Below are 16,661 nucleotides of genomic sequence, written 5' to 3' on the forward strand. Positions count from 1 at the left end.
ACTGAGTTACCCCCGTCACAGCCTTCCCGGCGTGCCGCGGCGGGGCAGCACCCCACAGCAGGAGTTCCTGATGAGCACTAGAGATATGAGCCAGTCCATCATGCGGCGAAAGCCGATTGATGACATCGAAGAAGAGAACAAACACAGCGGCCTCTTTAAGTCGCTGGGCCTTTGGCAGCTCACCGCCATCGGCGTTGGCGGCATCATCGGCGTCGGCATCTTCTCCCTCGCGGGGCTGGTGGCCGCAGGGAGCGAAGGCAACCCGGGAGTGGGGCCCGCGGTGCTGATCTCCTTCCTTATTGCGGGCCTGGCCTCCGCCGCGGCAGCACTGTCGTACGCGGAATTCGCAGGCATGATTCCCCGCGCCGGTTCCGCCTACACCTACGGCTACGTGGCACTCGGCGAGGTGATCGGCTGGTTCATCGGCTGGGACCTCCTCCTGGAGTACATTGCCATCGTGGCCGTGGTGGCCATCGGCATCTCCGGCTACCTGGATGCATTCCTGTCCGGAATCGGCATCCATATGCCCATCTGGATGACCTCCACAGTGGATGAGGGCAAGGGCGGCATCGTCAACATTCCCGCCATCCTGGTCTGCCTCCTGGTCACCTGGATCCTGTCCCGCGGCACCAAGGCCTTCGGCCGCTTCGAGCTCGTGGCGGTGGCCATCAAGGTCATCCTCATCCTCTTCATCATCGGCCTCGGCGTCTTCTATATCGACACCAACAACTACAACCCGTTCATGCCCTCCGGGTTCGGCCCCGTGCTTGCCGGCAGCGCCACCGTGTTCTTCGCGGTCTTCGGCTATGACGCCATGAGCACCGCGGCGGAGGAAGCCAAGGACGGCAAGAAGCACATGCCCAAGGCCATCATCCTTTCGCTCATCGTCGCCATGCTGCTCTACGTGGCCGCCACCCTGGTGCTCACCGGCATGCAGAATTACAAGGACATCGACCCCAAGGCCGGCTTCGCGTCCGCCTTCAGCTCGGTTGGGCTGCCCGTGATCGCAACCATCATTTCCGTCTTCGCGGTGTTATCCATCCTCACCGTGATGCTGACGTTCCTCCTGGGTGTCACCCGCGTGTGGTTCTCGATGAGCCGCGACGGGCTTCTTCCGGGCTGGTTCGCCAAGACCGACCGCAACGGCACCCCGCAGCGTGTCACCTGGATCGCCGGCATCGCCTCGGCCTTCCTGGCCGGCGTGTTCCCCATCAAGGAGGTCGCGGACCTGACCAACATCGGCATCCTGGCCGCGTTCGTCGTCGTCTGCCTTTCCGTCATTATCTTCCGCTACAAGCGTCCGGACGCGCCGCGTACGTTCCGGCTTCCGCTGATGCCCCTGGTGCCGGCCTTCGGCGTCCTCGCCTCGGCGTTCCTCATGCTGCAGCTGCATTGGGAAACCTGGCTGCGGTTCGGCGTGTGGCTGGTCATCGGCCTGGTCATCTACTTCTTCTATGGCCGCAAGAACTCGCTGATGAACCCCAACAGCCCGCGGCACCAGGAAATCGAGGAAATGCACCGCCCCCTCGCCTGACCCCCGGCACCCCTGCGACGCGCGCTCACTTGTGGCGGCTTCCCGGCGAACGCGCGCTCACTTGTGGTGGCTTTCCGGCGAACGCGCGCTCACTTGTGGTGGCTTTCCGGCGAACGCGCGCTCACGCCGGCTCCGCCTGCCAGCCCTCCTGCACGTCACGTGCGGGAGGGCTGGTCCATTTAAGGCTGTCTGGGGTGCGGAAGTGTACGTTCTGCGGACCGGAATCCGCCGATACTTAGACCGCCACAATTGAGCGGGCGTTTGGATTTTACGCACCAGAAGTGAGCGGGCGTTTGGTCCACTAAAAGCATTGGTTTTCCTAACCTGTATTGGTTGGAAAAGGTCGCTTTATCTTATGTGATCAGGAGCGCATACTGATGAAAAGACCTCCTCCCACACCCAAGGAAAGATCGGGAAAACCATGACCCACGTTGCAATGGAACCGGCAGTCACCCACGCGGCCACCCCGCAGACGGTCGACGTCGACGTCCCCCAGGCCAAGGCCCTCGCCGCCGAGGCGGTCGCCTTGGTCCGGCACTGGCTCACCGAGGCCGCGAAGGTTCCGGTGGATGCCTCCGCCGAACAGCTGGCCGGAGTCCTGAAGGACCCCAACGGCCTGGACTTCACGGTCGGCTTCGTGGACGGCGTGGTACGCCCCGAGGACCTGAACGTGGCCGCCCGCAACCTGGCCGCGCTGGCGCCCAAGGTGCCGGCCTTCCTGCCCTGGTACATGCGCAGCGCCGTGGCGCTCGGCGGGACCATGGCCCCGGCACTGCCCCAGGTGGTCATCCCCGCAGCCCGCAAGGTGCTCCGCGAAATGGTGGGCCACCTGATCGTTGACGCCACCGACGCCAAACTGGGCCCCGCCATCGCCAAGATCAAAAAGGACGGCATCAAGCTCAACGTCAACCTCCTCGGCGAGGCAGTCCTCGGCGAGCACGAGGCCTCCCGCCGGCTCGAAGGAACGCACACGCTGCTGGCGCGTCCCGACGTCGACTACGTCTCCATCAAGGTCTCCTCCACCGTGGCCCCCCACTCTGCATGGGCCTTCGACGAAGCCGTGGAACACGTCGTCGAAAAGCTCACCCCGCTCTTCCAGCGCGCGGCCTCGTTTGCCGCCCCCGGCAGCAGCACCGGCGGCAAGGCCAAGTTCATCAACCTGGACATGGAGGAGTACAAGGACCTGGACATGACCATCGCGGTCTTCACCCGGATCCTGGACAAGCCCGAGTTCAAGGACCTCGAGGCCGGCATCGTACTCCAGGCCTACCTCCCGGACGCGCTCTCGGCGATGATCCGGCTGCAGGACTGGGCCGCGGAGCGCCGCGCCCACGGCGGCGCCGGCATCAAGGTGCGTGTAGTCAAGGGCGCCAACCTGCCGATGGAGCAGGTGGAAGCCTCGCTGCACGACTGGCCCGTGGCCACATGGGGTTCCAAGCAGGACTCGGACACCAGCTACAAGAGCGTCATCAACTACGCGCTGCACCCCGAGCGGATCAGGAACATCCGCATCGGCGTGGCGGGCCACAACCTGTTCGACATCGCCTTCGCTTGGCTCCTGGCCAAGCAGCGCGGAATTGAGTCCGGCATCGAGTTCGAGATGCTGCTGGGCATGGCGCAGGGCCAGGCCGAAGCCGTGAAGAAGGACGTCGGCTCCCTTCTCCTCTACACGCCCGTGGTGCACCCGGCGGAGTTCGACGTCGCCATCGCCTACCTGATCCGCCGCCTCGAAGAAGGCGCCAGCCAGGACAACTTCATGTCGGCAGTATTCGAGCTGGACAAGAACGAATCCCTGTTCGAGCGCGAGAAGCAGCGCTTCCTCTCTTCTCTGGAGGCCCTGGACAACAGTGTTCCGGCGCCCAACCGACGGCAGAACCGCAGTCTTCCCGCCGCAGCCGGGCCTCGCGCCGATCAGGCACAACACAGTTTCGAAAACACCCCGGACACTGACCCGTCGCTGCCCGCCAACCGCACCTGGGGCCGGGCCATCCTGGACCGCGTTCCGGCCTCCACGCTGGGCAACGCCTCGGTGAAGGCTGCCTTCATCAATGACGAAGCGGCGCTCAACACGGCCATCGAAACCGCCGTCGACAAGGGCAAAGCCTGGGGCGCCCTTTCCGGCGCCGAACGCGCCGACATCCTGCACCGCGCCGGCGACGCCCTGGAAGCCCGCCGCGCCGATCTCCTCGAGGTGATGGCCAGCGAGACCGGCAAGACCATCGACCAGGGCGATCCCGAGGTCAGCGAGGCGGTGGACTTCGCGCACTACTACGCCGAGTCCGCGCGCAAGCTGGACGGGGTCGACGGCGCCACGTTCGTCCCGGCGAAGCTCACCGTTGTCACGCCGCCGTGGAACTTCCCGGTCGCCATCCCGGCAGGGTCCACCCTCGCGGCACTTGCCGCCGGCTCCGCCGTCGTCATCAAACCTGCCAAGCAGGCCGCACGCAGCGGCGCCGTGATGGTAGAGGCCCTGTGGGAAGCCGGCGTCCCCAAGGACGTCCTCACTATGGTCCAGCTGGGCGAGCGGGAGCTCGGCACGCAGCTCATCTCCCACCCGGCCGTTGACCGCGTCATCCTCACCGGCGGCTACGAAACGGCAGAGCTGTTCCGGTCCTTCCGCAAGGACCTGCCGCTCCTGGCCGAAACCAGCGGCAAGAACGCCATCATCGTCACCCCCAGCGCCGACCTGGACCTTGCGGCCAAGGACGTGGCCTACTCCGCGTTCGGCCACGCCGGCCAGAAGTGCTCCGCCGCGTCCCTGGTGATCCTGGTGGGCTCCGTTGCCAAGTCCAAGCGGTTCCACAACCAGCTGATCGACGCCGTCACCTCCCTGAAGGTGGGCTACCCGCAGGATCCCACCAGCCAGATGGGCCCCATCATCGAGCCCGCCAACGGCAAGCTCCTCAACGCCCTCACCACCCTCGGCGAGGGCGAAAACTGGGCAGTGGAACCGAAGAAGCTGGACGAGTCCGGCAGGCTCTGGAGCCCCGGTGTGCGGTATGGAGTCAATCGCGGTTCCTACTTCCACCTGACCGAGTTCTTCGGCCCGGTCCTCGGCGTGATGACCGCCGGGACCCTGGAGGAGGCCATCGCCATCCAAAACCAGATCGAGTACGGACTCACCGCAGGCCTGCACTCGCTGAACTCCGAGGAACTGGGAATCTGGCTGGACCGCATCCAGGCAGGCAACCTTTACGTCAACCGCGGCATCACCGGCGCCATCGTGCAGCGGCAGCCGTTCGGCGGCTGGAAGAAATCGGCCGTCGGTGCCGGCACCAAGGCCGGCGGTCCCAACTACCTGGCGGGCTTGGGCGACTGGACCCCGGCCGAAGCATCCGCGAAGGCTGACGTCACGCACCCCGGCGTCCGCCGGATCATCAACGCCGCCGGCGCCGCCCTGGAGCCGGCCCACCTTGAGTCCGTGCAGCGCGCCTTGGCGTCCGACGCCGAGGCCTGGGCCAGCGAGTTCGGCACCGCCAAGGACGTTTCAGGCCTGAGCGCGGAGCGCAACATTTTCCGCTACCGCAACCTGCCGGTCACCATCCGCCTCTCCGAAGGTGCGCCGCTGGCCCACCTCGTGCGGACCGTGGCGGCCGGCGTGCTGGCGGGTTCACCGCTTACCGTGTCCACCGCCGTCGAGCTTCCCGCCCAGCTGCGTGCCGTGTTCCTTGGCCTCGACGTGGACCTGACGGTGGAGTCCGACGCCGGCTGGCTGGCTTCGGCGGGGCGGCTCGCCTCCGCGGGCAAGCTGTCCGGCGCCCGCATCCGGCTGCTGGGCGGTGACGCGCCGGCTCTCGCGGAAGCAACGGGCGGGCGGCCCGACATCGCTGTCTACTCCCACGCGGTGACCGAAGCCGGCAGGGTTGAGCTGCTGCCGTTCCTGCACGAGCAGGCAGTCAGCATCACCGCCCACCGGTTCGGCACCCCGAACCACCTTTCGGACGCGCTGATCTAGCAGGCCCGCACGAACAAACGAGGCCGGGCGGCCACCTGATGGTGGCCGCCCGGCCTCGTTGTTGGTTGGGTTTGCGGGGGAACGTTTGTTCCGGCCCGCCCGGCCCGTGGAATGTCAGCCCAGGTACCAGCCTGGCGGAGTCCATGTCACGGGCACGCTGTGGGCCGAGAAGTCCTCGCACCGCGTGCAGTTGTAGGCTACCTCGCCCAGTGCCGCGACTGACCCGTCGTGCCGGTAGGTGGGCGGGATATAGGACTCAAGGTAAATGAATTCGTCCGTCCGGCACTTTTCGCAGGTCGGCTTTCCGATGTAGCCCGAATCGGTGGTGGCATGGCCGCTGCCGAGGTTGGACTGACGCGTTGCCGGCCGGATGCTGGTGTGCGGGCGGGCGTGTGCGGCGCTGAGATGGGTGTTCCTGGCTGTCGTCATTGGCTGCCTGTCCCGGGCGGCGTGCCATGGTGTGCAGGCGCGCCCGTAGTTTAGAACAGGCCTGCTGCTTGACCTTGGAGAAACCAGCATAGATTATGCAACGATCTGACATCAATGAAAGATTTCTCCCGGCTCTTCCTTGCCTGCTCACCCCTGGCGGTTGATGATCCGCCCCACAATGGACTGCGTAAGCGCGTCGATGACTTCCGCGTTGGCCAGCGGGTTCCGGATCAGGGTGAAATCCACATCGCCCACCGCGGGCAGGTCGAACCGGCGGGTGATGATCTTCAGGTCCTCCGGTACCAGCGATGACGGCATGACGGCCACGCCGATTCCGGCCCGGACCGCGGCCAGGACGCCGCTGATCTGGCGGGTAGTGCAGGTGATCCGCCAGGTCCGGCCGTGCGCTTCGAGAGCGTCGATGGCAAGTTTCCGGCTGAGGCTGGGGGAGGGGTAGGCGATCAGCGGCACTGGTGCGCCCGGTTCGAGGGACGTCTGCTCCAGGCCCACCCAGGAGAAGGAGTCGTGCTGGACCACGGTGCCGTCCTTGGCCCCGGCCACCCACTTGACGAACACCAGGTCCAGTTGCCCGGCGTTGAGCTTGCGGTAGAGCTGATCGCTTTGACCCACAGTCAGTTCAAGGTTGATCTGCGGGTAGATCTGCCGGAACTCGCGCAGGATCCGGGGCAGCCCGGTGATGGCCAGATCGTCAGCCGTGCCGAAACGCAGCCGGCCCCGCATCGCCGAGCCGGAAAAGTAGCGGGCCGCGGCGTCGTGGGCCGAGAGGATGTTCCTGGCGAAACCCGCCATGGCGTCCCCGTTATCCGTCAACCGCACGTCCCGGGTGTCCCTGGTGATGAGGACACGCTTGGCGGCGGTTTCCAGCTTGCGGATGTGCTGGCTGATGGTGGGCTGGGCCAGCCCCAGCCGGTCCGCCGCCTTGGTGAAGCTCAGGGTCTCGGCAACGGCCAGGAACGAGCGGAGTTGGGCTGGTTCGAACACGGTGGACTCCATTGGCTGCGCGTCGTATTGCGGTTTGCAATACGAGTTATAGGGACAATACGTCTCCATAATCTGCTAGCGCCACCATAGCGTTAAGGACATCCCGGACCGCACCCACTTTGAGGACAAACCTGTGGCACCCCCACCGCCGTCGTCGGCAACCGTCAGCCAGCCCGTCATCGATTCCGCGAGTTCAGCACCGGCCCTGCCGCCCACCCCGCAAGCCCCCGGCGTCCGGAACCGGGACGCGCTCACCCAGCCCGTGCCCGTCGTCGCGGAACGCCTGCCGTGGAAGCACACGTTTATCTCCCTCAGCGTGCCCAACTTCCGCATCTTCGCGGTGGGCCACTTCATCGCCGTCATCGCCATCTGGATGCAGCGCATCGCCCAGGACTGGCTGGTCCTCCAACTGTCCGGGTCCGTCACCGCCGTGGGGTTCACGGTGGCGCTGCAGTTCCTGCCGTCCCTGCTGCTGGGCCCGTGGGGCGGCATGATTGCCGACCGGTTCGCCAAGAGGAAGATCCTGATCCTGTGCCAGAGCATGGCCGCGGTCCTGGCTGCCCTGCTCGCCACGCTAGCCCTGACCGGCGCCATCGCAGTGTGGCACGTCTACGTGATTGCCCTGATCCTGGGACTCGTGACGGTGCTCGACCAGCCCGCCCGCCAGGTATTCGTCAACGAACTGGTGGGTCCCACCCACCTGCGCAACGCCATCAGCGTCAACTCCACCACGTTCCAGTTGGGCGGGCTGATCGGGCCGGCGCTGGCCGGATTGCTCCTCACAGCCGTGGGTGCGGGCTGGGCGTTCGCAGCCAACGCGGTGGCCTGCTGCTCCACCGTGGCGATGCTGCTCATCCTCCGCAAGGACCAGTTGCACGTCAGCGCCCCCACCCCCAAGAGCAAGGGCATGCTGCGCGAGGGACTCCGGTATGCGCTGAGCAAGCCCACCATCTACTGGCCTTGGCTGATGGCCGGATTCATCTCCGTCTTCGCCATGAGCCTGCCGGTGATCCTCGCAGCCTTTGCCGACCACGTCTTCCGTGTGGGAGCCGGCGGATATGGCCTCCTGAACGCGCTGGTGGCCCTCGGGGCACTGGCCGGCGCCATCGCCTCGACCCGGCGCCGCCAGCTGCGGCTGCGCTCGGTGGTGTTCTGTGCGGGAATGTATGGGGCCATGCTGTGCCTGGCCGCGCTGGCGCCCTCGCTGGCAACGTTCGGGGCCGTGATGGTGCTGTCCGGGTTCTGGTGCCTGATGTTCCTCACCGGCTCCAACCAGCTGGTGCAGATCAGCTCAAACATGGGGATCCGCGGGCGCGTCATGAGCCTGTACATCATGGTGCTCATTGGCGGCCAGGCGCTGGGCGGTCCGATGCTGGGGTGGATCGCCGAACACGCCGACCCGCACATTGCCCTCCTGGTATCCGGCGGGGTGCCTGCGCTCGCGGCCGTTGTGGTGGGCATCGTCCTGGCACGGAAGGGCTCACTGTACCTGAAGGTGGACGTACGGGACCGGCGCCGGCCGATCCGGATCATGGACCGGACGGCGCCTGCGTAGCCCTACCCCTCGGGTTTTCCTACCCAAGCGAACGCGGCCACCACGAGCGCCGAGATCCCGGCGTCGAGGGTAGGGCGGATGACTGGGGCAAAAGTCGGTGAGTGGTTGGACGGGATGGTGGATGCCACCGTCCCGTCCTCGACCGCCCTGCCGTACGCCTCGGGATCGGTGCCGCCCAGCAGCCAGTACACCAACGGTGCTCCTGCGGCTGCGGCGAGGGTGCCCACGTCCTCGCTGCCGGTGACGGGGCCGGGATCGACGGCGCCGCCCAGCTTCGCGGCGAACGCCTCGCGTACGCGGGCGGTGGCGTCGTGGTTGTTGACCACCACGGGAAAGTGCTGCCCGGCGGTGATCGAGGGCGGCTGGGGAGCCCCGGAAGCTGCGGCCTCGCCGTTGATGATGCGGGTCATGCCGCTGATCATCCGCTCCCGGACCGCCGGATCCGCGGTGCGTATGCTGATGCCCAGCCTGGCCTCTTCGGGAATGATGTTGTCCTTGGTGCCGGCGTTGAGCTGGCCGACGGTGAGGACAGCCGTCTCGTTGCCGCCGATCTCGCGGGACACCAGCCCCTGCAACCGCATGATGGTGGCCGCGGCCATCACCACAGGATCCACGGTGGTTTCCGGACGGGAGCCGTGGCCGCTCCGGCCGAACAGCGTCACAGCAAAGCTGTCGGACCCGGCGAAGGCCGGTCCGGCATGCACACCCAGTGCGCCGGCCGGGAACGGGGCCACGTGCTGTCCCATGACAACGTCCGGCAGGGGGAAACGCTCAAAGAGACCGTCCGCCACCATGTCGCGGGCGCCGGCGCCGGTTTCCTCGGCGGGTTGGAACACTGCCACGATGGTTCCGGACCAAGCCGGGAGATGGGCGCTGAACAGCGCAGCCGCACCGAGGAGGCAGGTGACGTGGACGTCGTGGCCGCACGCATGCATCACCGGTACGTCGGCTCCGTCGGGACTGGTGCCGCGCGCCGTGCTGGCGTAGCCAAGCCCTGATTTTTCCAGGACAGGAAGGCCGTCCATGTCGGCTCGGAGCATCACTGTGGGTCCGTCCCCGTTCCGCAGGACGCCTACGACGCCGGTCCCGCCGACTCCGGCGCTGACCTCCCAGCCCAGCCCGGTGAGCCGTTCGGCCACGATCCCGGCGGTCCGGACTTCGGCTCCGGACAGCTCGGGATGTTGGTGCAGATCCTCGTAAACTCCTGCGAGGTCCTGTGCCACCGCGGCAACGTCGTCCAAAACCTTTGTCATGACAGTCCTTACGTACGGGTTCGCTTGCTTTGCGACCCTACGCCCGGAGGCAGGCGAAGCGAGGGCCGAAGGCCGGGCGTTCACCGACCGCAAAACCGTCGGCGGACGGGGTAAAAGTATGGCCTTGCCGGCGACAGCCCGTAAGGTGCGCGGCTGAACAATCACCCGCGCAGGAAACGGCAGCAAGGTTTGGCTGATCTCTTGCCGGAGGAGTTCCGGAGGTGGGACGGGCTGTGGACCGCCGCTTTGTAGTTATTGATGTGGCCCACCGGAAACATCACTCGGCAGGGCTGGCTTGGGGAACTGGAGCGGCTGACGGGAATCGAACCCGCGTATCAAGCTTGGGAAGCTAGCGCTCTACCATTGAGCTACAGCCGCGTTGCCGCCGCATCTGCGGGGCAGAACTTAGCTTAGCGCAGATGGAACGGCGGTCCGGCCACGGGGCCGGCAGTTCCAGCCGTGTCCCAGGTCCGGCACGTCATCCAGTAACTCTTCAATAACGTCGCCGCATCTGGCTAGGTTGGCACCCGGCGGGCTGGCTAACCTGAACCGGAATGCTGTGGCGCCAGGGGGAGGCGGTCCGGGCAGCATGCCGGCGTCAACCACAGAAAGATCCCCATGGCATCCGCAGAACACGAGGTCCTCATCCGGCGTGACGCCATGGCCGTGTACCTGTACCTGCTGGACGCCACCAACCTGCCCGGCTGGTGCGAATCCGTCCGGAACGTGAAGCTGGTGCAGGGCTCTGCCGGCACCAAAGGGGCCGTGTACCGCAAGATGGTGGCGGGACGCTCAGGGCTCAGCATTCCGGCCGAGCTGGAAATCACCCAGGCCAGGCCCGGCGCGGAAATCCAGTTCCGGGTGACCTCCGGCCCGTCGAACCGTTCGGGCGGCTACTACCTCAGCACCGAGAACGATGGCACCCGGCTCCGCTACGCGCTCGAAGCCCGGCCGGAAGGCCCGTTCTCCTTCCTTGACCGGTTCGGCCTACTGAACAGGATCGCCCAGCGACGGGTCCGCGCCGAGGTGTCCCAGCTGGACCGGCTCAAGGATGTGTTGGAGCTGCAGACCGTCAGCTGACCCGGCGACTTCCGGGCCACCGGCTTCCAGCCGCCGTTCCCCGGCGGGTTCGCCGCCTTTCGCCCTGGTACTTACTGCGCGGAATTTACTGCGCCAGCCGCTGGCCGGTCCAAGACCCTGCAATGTTCGACGGCGACGCCAGGCTTCCGCCCGAGAGGTCCCAGTACTGCACAACATCGGAAGCCCTGCGGAGCGCGACGCCGGTGGAGTTCAGGCCGGTCACGTTCTTCAGCGCCCTGATGCCGGTGACATCCTGCCAGCCGGTGGCCACCGTGGGCCGTGCCTCGGCACGGAGGGTGGTGGTTCCCCAACCGCGGTAGAGCTGTACCGCGCCATCAGCGCGGAGGGCGAGGACATCCTGGAAGCCGTCGGCGTCGTAGTCCACCATCGCCAGGCGGGACGCATTGATGCCGCTTGTGATCAATGCCCTTGCCGAGAGGTCGTTGGTGCCCTTGTTGGGGTAGAGGAACAGGTTCCCGCTGCCGTCCAGGGCCAGGATCTGCGGCATCCTGTTGTTGGCGCACCAGCCTCCCACCGCGAGGGTGAGGGACTGCCAGCCGCCGGACCCCAGGGTGATTGCTGCCTGGAACCCTCCAGCCGGAATGCCGAGATGAAGGGTGACGTTCCCGTTGGTCCACTGGGTCACGAGGTCGTAGGCGCCGTCCCGGTCCCAGTCGGTGACGAAGACTTCCTTCGCGCCGCTGAAGCCTGAACCGATGACCTTGGCGGCGGCGTACGTGCGGACACCTGTTGAGGCCCTGTTGAGCAGTTGGCCCGATGAATTTACGGTGACGAGGTCGCCGGGCCCCGTGATGGCCGCGGCACTCAGGTCCAGGGTGGGAGGCATGTGCCGCCCCGTGGCATCGCACAGGGTGGGTGCCGGCGCTGGGAAAGGGGAGCCTCCGCCGGAGGAGGAACCGCCGGGCGAGTCCACGGTGCCGGCCGGGAGGGTGGTGTAGCCGAAGAAGTTCACCACACCCCAGATCTGGTAAGTGGAGTTGGTGTACGAGATGCCGGCCCCCATGACGTTGAACCGGGGGTCAATGAGCATAGCGTTGTGCCCCGGGGAGCCCTTCCACCACTCCACCAGCTGGGCGGCATCCCTGTCTGTCCGGATGGCGATGACCTCGCCTGCGCCGTTGTTGGGGTTCATGGCGCGCGGATCTGTCCAGAAGTTTGCGCGGTGCTCAATGACCTCGCGTGAGGCAATGTTGTCCGACCAGTCCTGCGCGAGGCCGGCAACGGTGGGGTTGTATTTCACCGGTTTCAAGCCCTTGGACGCCCGGTACTCGTTGATCTTGGTGAAGACGGTGAGGATCGCTGCGGAGTTGTTGTCCTTGACCAGTGCCTCCGTGGCCGGGGATGTTGCAAGTGCTTCGGAGGCTGCCGGCCCGGAAGTGGTGGGCCCGGATGTTGCCGGCGGCGGCGGGGAGGCCAGTTCGGCGTCGGGTGCCCACAGCGGGGGTATGGACGGGACCTCGGCAGCGGGCTGCGCAGTGACGGGTCCCGAAGCGCCGGTGGACTCGGCTGATGGCGCGGGGGACGGTTCCTGGGCCGGCCTGATGTCCAGCGCCGGTCCGACCGCGGCGGCCGCAGGGGCCGCCGGCGGTGCCGCATCCAGCGGCGGGGTGGGCGAAGCCACCCGGATGTCCGGATCAACAGCCGGGGTGAGGGCGGTGCCGGTGGGGCTGCTTCCCGCGCCGGGCGTGCCGGCGCCGTCTCCGGTGGCCGCCCCCAGCGAGACGCGTGACGGTCCTGACGATGCCACCTGCCGGTTCGAATCCAGCGGCAGCGGGGCTGGCCCCGCCGTCGAGGAGGCGAGCACCAGCGCGCAGAGCACGCCAATAAAAGAGGGCGCGACTAATTTATTCACAACATCCCCAGCTCTGTTGGGCCATCCGGGAGACCATCCGGCGCCTGTGTATCTGAGGCAACACTAGCCCCACTGGACAACAGCAACAACGAAAGAATGTGGCTGTGGATATCCCATACGGTAATTTGGGACGGTGCTGATCTCAGACCGCGATATTCGTGCCGAAATAGACTCCCAGCGGATCGTGCTGGAACCGTTCGAGCCCGCGATGGTGCAGCCGTCGTCGGTGGACGTCCGGATCGATAAGTTCTTCAGGCTTTTCGACAACCACAAGTACGCCCACATCGACCCCGCGCAGGAGCAGCCGGAGCTGACGCGGCTGGTGGAGGTTGAGCAGGACGAGGCCTTTATCCTGCACCCGGGCGAGTTCGTCCTGGGCTCCACTTACGAGACCGTCACCCTCCCGGATGACATCGCCGCCCGGTTGGAAGGCAAGTCCTCGCTGGGCCGGTTGGGGCTCCTGACGCACTCAACCGCAGGGTTCATCGACCCCGGCTTCTCAGGGCACGTGACGCTGGAACTGTCCAACATGGCCACGCTGCCCATCAAACTGTGGCCCGGCATGAAGATCGGCCAGCTCTGCTTCTTCCGCCTCAGCTCCTCGGCGGAATTCCCCTACGGCCAGGGCGAATATGGAAACCGTTACCAGGGCCAGCGCGGCCCAACCGCCAGCCGGAGCCACCTGAACTTCCACCGCACCCGCATCTAGCGGAACCAGGCACCGGCGGGCGATCCCGCTAAAGCCCGCCGGCAGGTGCCGCGGGAGCCTACGCCTGCGCCGGGATTTGCCGCGCCCGCGATGACGCCTTGACCAGGGGTTCCACGAAGCGCGCTGCCAGCGGGCCGATGACGGCCATCAGCAGGACGTAGGCGGTGGCCAGGGCGGCAAGGTTGGACGGTACGGCGCCTGAGGCGACGGCCAGCCCGGCGATCACGATCGAGAACTCGCCGCGGGCTATGAGCGTGGCACCGGCCCGAAAACGTCCGGGCCGGGCAATCCCTTCGCGTTTGGCCGCCCAGATTCCGGTGGCCATCTTGGTTCCGGCAGTGAGCACCGCCAGCACCAGGGCCCAGCCCAGTACCGGCGGAATGGATGTGGGGTCGGTGTTCAGCCCGAACGCCACGAAGAAGATGGCGGCGAACAGGTCGCGCAGCGGTTCGAGGATGCGGGTGGCGTTGTGGGCGGTGGCGCCCGAGATGGCGATGCCGAGCATGAAGGCGCCCACCGCTGCGGAGACCTGCATGGCAGAGGCCAGCCCGGCCACCAGGAGCGCGGCGCCCAGCACGTTGAGCAGGAACACCTCCGAGTTTTCGCTGTGCACGGCCTTGGACACATGGTGGCCGTGCCGCAGCGCCACCATGAGCACCGCAGTGACCACAGCCAACGCGATGGCCACGGTGGTCAGCCCGCCCAGGAAACTGACGCCCGCGAGGGTGGCAGTCAGGATGGGAAGGTAGACGGCCATGGCCAGGTCTTCGAACACCAGGATGGACAGCACCACCGGTGTTTCACGGTTGCCCAGCCTGCCAAGGTCCGTGATGACCTTCGCGGCGATTCCGGACGAGGAAATGTAGGTGACGCCGCCCATCACCATGGCCCCCACACCGCCCCAGCCGAGGAGCAGGGCCAGCGCTGCTCCCGGAATGAAGTTGAGCACGAGGTCCAGGACGCCGGCCTGCCACGACCGCCGCAGGCCCGTGAACAGCTCCGCCGCCGTATATTCCAGTCCGAGCATAAGCAGGAGCAGGATGACGCCGATCTCGCCGGAAAGGTGTGCGAACTCGTGCATGCCTTCGAGCTTCACCACGCCACCGGCTCCGAAAGCGAGCCCGCCCAGCAGGTAGAGCGGGATGGGTGACATTCCTATCCGTCCGGCCAGCCTGGCCAACAGGCCAAGGCAGAACACAACGGCCCCCAGTTCGATGAGGGTCAGGGCCAGCGGGTCCATAGGGGTCAGCCGTGGCGCAGGATGTCGGCTGCCGAATCGAGGCCTTTCAGGGTTCCGACAGCAACCAGCAGGTCACCGGTATGCAGGATCACGTCGGGTCCGGGCGAGGGCAGGACCTCCCCTTCGCGCATGATGGCCACGATGGAGACGCCGCACCGGGTCCGGATGCATGCCTTGCCCATGGGCTGGTTCTGGAACGGGGACTCCGGGGCGATGGAGAACTGCCGGGTGACGATGCCCGGGACGTCCTTGTGCTCTTCCGTCAGCTTCATGGCGAGGTGCTGGCCGCCCAGCAGGTTGCCCAGGGTGGCGGCTTCATCGCTGGTCAGCGGAATGGAGGCCTGGCAGGTATCGGGATCGTCCCACGTGGAGACGATGAGCTCGGTCTGGCCTTCCCTCAGCTCCACCACGCCGATCCGGCGTCCGGAAGCTGTCATGAAGTCCTTCCGGCGGCCGAGGCCGGGAAGGTTCGTTTCGTCCACGTTCATGGTTAAAGCCTAGTCTTCCGGAGCGTTGCGTGGGTGGTGTCAGGCGGAGGGGACGACGGCGATGGGAGCCTTGTCCGGCGACTTCACCGGCAGCAGGACCAGCAGCCCGGCGAGCAGGACCACCATGATGCCCAGGATGCCCCAGCGCTGCGCCTCTCCGGCCGCCACCAGCGGTGTTGCCACCGTGATGCACAGCGTGAAGAGGGCCGGTGCCAGGAAGCTCACAGCCCGGCCGGTGGTGGCGTAGAGACCGAACAGTTCGCCGGACTCTCCGTGCGGCGCGAGCCGGGCGAGGTAGGCACGCGATGACGACTGCGCCGGACCTACGAACAGGCAGAGGAACAGGCCGAACACCCAGAACGTGGTGCTGCCGGCCCAATCCATGCCGAAGAAGGAATAGTCGCCGTTACCCAGTACCAGGATGACGGTGCCTGCCACTAGCAGGCCCACGAGTGAGCCGATGATGACGGTCTTCGGGCCCACCTTGTCGTCCAGGAACCCGCCGATGATGGCTCCGACTGCTGCCACCACGTTGCCGAAGATGGCGAAGAAGATGACCTGTGACAGCTCGAACCCGAACGTGCCCGCGGCGATGATGCCGCCGAAGGTGAACACTGCGGCCAGCCCGTCACGGAACACGGCGCTGGCCAGCAGGAAGTAGATGGTGTGCGGGCTGGTGGCGTAGATGGCGCGGATCCGTCGGAAGAGCAGCCGGTAGCTGGCCACGATGCCGAGGCGGGCTGCCTGGCCGGTCCGGGGCAGTTCCGGGACGGCGAACAGGACCGGCAGGGCAAAAATGAAGAACCACAGGGCCGAGAACACGGCCACCAGCCGGATGTTCAGGCTGTCCTGGGTGGACGCGCCGAACCACTCGAAGCTGGGCTGGACGAACAGCTGCAGCACGATCAGCAGTGCCACGATGCCGCCCAGGTACCCGGCGCCCCAGCCGATGCCGCTGACTTTGCCGATGTTCCGGGGGGTGGAAATCTGGGCCAGCATGGCGTTGTAGTTGACCCCGGCGAATTCGAAGAACACGTTGCCCAGGGCGATCAGCGTGACGCCGAGCAGGAGGAATTCCGGCTGCGGGAAGACGAAGAAGCACAGCGCGGTGAGGACGGCGACGGCGGCCGTGTTGACTCCCAGCCACAGCTTCCGCCTGCCGCCGGCGTCGGAGCGCTGCCCGGTCACGGGTGCCAGCAGCGCGATGGCGAGGCCCGCGACGGCGAGGGCGGCGCCGAGGACCGCCGAGGCTTCGTCCTTGCCGCCGAAAGCGTTGGACGTCAGGTAGACGGTGAACACGAAGGTGGTCATCACGGCGTTGAAGGCTGCCGAACCCCAGTCCCAGGACGCCCAGGCCAGGATGCGGCCCTTGCTGGACGCCTGGTTGCCGGATGCGAGTTCCGAGGACGGCTGCGTGGCCCGGGGAGCGCTGGCGCTGTTCATAGCTGCATCGTATCCGCCGAGCGCGAACAGATCGCGGACTGCGCCCCGGACTGGCGGGGGTGATGGGCGGCCGGGACGAAATTTGGCGCCGGCAGCATGC

General features: G+C 66.6%; 12 protein-coding genes and 1 tRNA gene. 5 read left to right on the plus strand and 8 right to left on the minus strand.

What is annotated here, in order from left to right; all coding sequences use genetic code 11:
* The first annotated feature begins 70 nt into the window (after positions 1 to 70).
* Both ACFV4R_RS08425 and ACFV4R_RS08430 read left to right on the plus strand, forming a co-directional pair.
* A complete protein-coding gene (locus tag ACFV4R_RS08425; RefSeq protein ID WP_377201915.1) occupies positions 71 to 1,534 on the plus strand; it encodes an amino acid permease in 1,464 nt (487 codons plus the stop codon).
* 421 nt (positions 1,535 to 1,955) lie between these two features.
* The gene (locus ACFV4R_RS08430) at positions 1,956 to 5,489 is read left to right on the plus strand and encodes a proline dehydrogenase family protein (RefSeq protein ID WP_377201916.1); all 3,534 of its coding nucleotides are present in this window, start codon (positions 1,956 to 1,958) and stop codon (positions 5,487 to 5,489) included.
* Positions 5,490 to 5,603: 114 nt separating this feature from the next.
* Here ACFV4R_RS08430 and ACFV4R_RS08435 read toward each other — a convergent pair whose 3' ends face one another.
* Positions 5,604 to 5,918, minus strand: coding sequence for a hypothetical protein (locus ACFV4R_RS08435; RefSeq protein WP_377201917.1), 315 nt, complete (start codon positions 5,916 to 5,918; stop codon positions 5,604 to 5,606).
* Positions 5,919 to 6,065: 147 nt separating this feature from the next.
* Positions 6,066 to 6,920 carry a LysR family transcriptional regulator gene (locus ACFV4R_RS08440; RefSeq protein ID WP_045732473.1) on the minus strand — a complete coding sequence of 285 codons (855 nt, stop codon included), beginning with the start codon at positions 6,918 to 6,920 and terminating at the stop codon, positions 6,066 to 6,068.
* 133 nt (positions 6,921 to 7,053) lie between these two features.
* On the opposite strand from ACFV4R_RS08440, the gene ACFV4R_RS08445 reads away from it, so the two are divergent.
* Positions 7,054 to 8,475 (plus strand): MFS transporter, encoded by a 1,422-nt coding sequence (locus ACFV4R_RS08445; protein ID WP_377201918.1) that lies wholly within the window; start codon positions 7,054 to 7,056, stop codon positions 8,473 to 8,475.
* 2 nt (positions 8,476 to 8,477) lie between these two features.
* Here the strand turns inward: ACFV4R_RS08445 and ACFV4R_RS08450 are convergent, their stop codons facing one another.
* Together ACFV4R_RS08450 and ACFV4R_RS08455 are read right to left on the minus strand one after the other, a co-directional pair.
* Positions 8,478 to 9,728 (minus strand): amidohydrolase, encoded by a 1,251-nt coding sequence (locus ACFV4R_RS08450; RefSeq protein WP_377201919.1) that lies wholly within the window; start codon positions 9,726 to 9,728, stop codon positions 8,478 to 8,480.
* 304 nt (positions 9,729 to 10,032) lie between these two features.
* Positions 10,033 to 10,106, minus strand: a tRNA-Gly gene (locus ACFV4R_RS08455).
* Between the two features lie 240 nt (positions 10,107 to 10,346).
* Here ACFV4R_RS08455 and ACFV4R_RS08460 point away from each other — a divergent pair.
* Positions 10,347 to 10,808: an SRPBCC family protein gene (locus ACFV4R_RS08460; RefSeq protein WP_377201920.1), complete on the plus strand. Its 462-nt coding sequence runs from the start codon at positions 10,347 to 10,349 to the stop codon at positions 10,806 to 10,808.
* Between the two features lie 85 nt (positions 10,809 to 10,893).
* On the opposite strand, the gene ACFV4R_RS08465 is transcribed toward ACFV4R_RS08460, so the two are convergent.
* Positions 10,894 to 12,681: a CAP domain-containing protein gene (locus tag ACFV4R_RS08465; protein WP_377201921.1), complete on the minus strand. Its 1,788-nt coding sequence runs from the start codon at positions 12,679 to 12,681 to the stop codon at positions 10,894 to 10,896.
* A gap of 133 nt (positions 12,682 to 12,814) precedes the next feature.
* On the opposite strand from ACFV4R_RS08465, the gene dcd reads away from it, so the two are divergent.
* On the plus strand, positions 12,815 to 13,390 hold the full coding sequence (gene dcd, locus ACFV4R_RS08470) for a dCTP deaminase (RefSeq protein ID WP_015938813.1): 576 nt from the start codon (positions 12,815 to 12,817) through the stop codon (positions 13,388 to 13,390).
* A gap of 58 nt (positions 13,391 to 13,448) precedes the next feature.
* On the opposite strand, the gene ACFV4R_RS08475 is transcribed toward dcd, so the two are convergent.
* Genes ACFV4R_RS08475 through ACFV4R_RS08485 form a run of 3 tightly spaced genes read right to left on the minus strand, consistent with a single transcriptional unit; the run spans position 13,449 to position 16,561 of the window.
* A complete protein-coding gene (locus ACFV4R_RS08475) occupies positions 13,449 to 14,630 on the minus strand; it encodes a cation:proton antiporter (protein ID WP_377201922.1) in 1,182 nt (393 codons plus the stop codon).
* A 5-nt stretch (positions 14,631 to 14,635) separates the two neighbouring features.
* Entirely contained in the window at positions 14,636 to 15,118 is a 483-nt protein-coding gene (locus ACFV4R_RS08480) for a cation:proton antiporter regulatory subunit (protein ID WP_056081463.1), read from the minus strand.
* Positions 15,119 to 15,157: 39 nt separating this feature from the next.
* The gene (locus tag ACFV4R_RS08485; RefSeq protein WP_377201923.1) at positions 15,158 to 16,561 is read right to left on the minus strand and encodes an MFS transporter; all 1,404 of its coding nucleotides are present in this window, start codon (positions 16,559 to 16,561) and stop codon (positions 15,158 to 15,160) included.
* Between the last annotated feature and the right edge of the window lie 100 nt (positions 16,562 to 16,661).

This window comes from Pseudarthrobacter sp. NPDC059871 (genome assembly GCF_042731175.1).
Lineage (GTDB): Bacteria > Actinomycetota > Actinomycetes > Actinomycetales > Micrococcaceae > Arthrobacter.

Coding starts and splice junctions, on each gene's coding strand:
- ACFV4R_RS08425 (WP_377201915.1), top strand. CDS start 71: ATGAGCACTAGAGATATGAGCCAGTCCATCATGCGGCGAAAGCCGATT.
- ACFV4R_RS08430 (WP_377201916.1), top strand. CDS start 1,956: ATGACCCACGTTGCAATGGAACCGGCAGTCACCCACGCGGCCACCCCG.
- ACFV4R_RS08435 (WP_377201917.1), bottom strand. CDS start 5,918: ATGACGACAGCCAGGAACACCCATCTCAGCGCCGCACACGCCCGCCCG.
- ACFV4R_RS08450 (WP_377201919.1), bottom strand. CDS start 9,728: ATGACAAAGGTTTTGGACGACGTTGCCGCGGTGGCACAGGACCTCGCA.
- ACFV4R_RS08460 (WP_377201920.1), top strand. CDS start 10,347: ATGGCATCCGCAGAACACGAGGTCCTCATCCGGCGTGACGCCATGGCC.
- ACFV4R_RS08475 (WP_377201922.1), bottom strand. CDS start 14,630: ATGGACCCGCTGGCCCTGACCCTCATCGAACTGGGGGCCGTTGTGTTC.
- ACFV4R_RS08480 (WP_056081463.1), bottom strand. CDS start 15,118: ATGAACGTGGACGAAACGAACCTTCCCGGCCTCGGCCGCCGGAAGGAC.
- ACFV4R_RS08485 (WP_377201923.1), bottom strand. CDS start 16,561: ATGAACAGCGCCAGCGCTCCCCGGGCCACGCAGCCGTCCTCGGAACTC.